The organism is Nitrosomonas sp. Is37, assembly GCF_033063275.1.
Lineage (GTDB): Bacteria > Pseudomonadota > Gammaproteobacteria > Burkholderiales > Nitrosomonadaceae > Nitrosomonas.
This window is the reverse complement of the sequence record NZ_JAWJYP010000084.1, coordinates 1-530: the sequence shown is the minus strand read 5'-3', so window position 1 is coordinate 530 and position 530 is coordinate 1. Positions and strand designations below refer to the sequence as shown.

The following is a 530-nucleotide window of genomic DNA, read 5'->3' as shown; positions in this document are numbered from 1 at the left end:
GAATGTCACTCAGACGAATCACCGGTGTGGGTGCATGCATGGAAGCGCAGCACCCATGCCAACTTAGACAAAGTACGTAACCTCAAACCGGAAGATCCGACATATTACAAAAAAGAAAAGCTGGAAGAAGTAGAAAATAACCTGCGTTCACTGGGCAAACTGGGCGCAGATGAAAAGCTGAAAGAAGTAGGCTGTATAGACTGTCACGTAGAAGTGAACGCCAAGAAGAAAGCGGACCATACCAAAGACATCATCATGCCGACAGCGGATCTATGCGGCACCTGTCACCTGCGAGAATTTGCAGAACGTGAATCGGAACGCGACACCATGATTTTCCCGAATGGCCAATGGCCGGCAGGGCGTCCATCGCATGCGCTGGACTGGAAAGCCAACGTCGAAACGACAGTCTGGGCTGCGATGCCACAGCGTGAAGTTGCTGACGGCTGCTCCATGTGTCATTACAACCAGAACAAATGTGACGGTTGCCATACCAGACATGAATTCTCAGCGGCAGAATCGCGTAAACCGGA

General features: G+C 50.9%; 1 protein-coding gene. It reads left to right on the top strand.

The window, feature by feature from the left end; all coding sequences use genetic code 11:
- On the top strand, positions 1-530 hold a 530-nt coding region (locus tag R2Q26_RS15370; protein WP_317537090.1), incomplete at both ends, for a multiheme c-type cytochrome.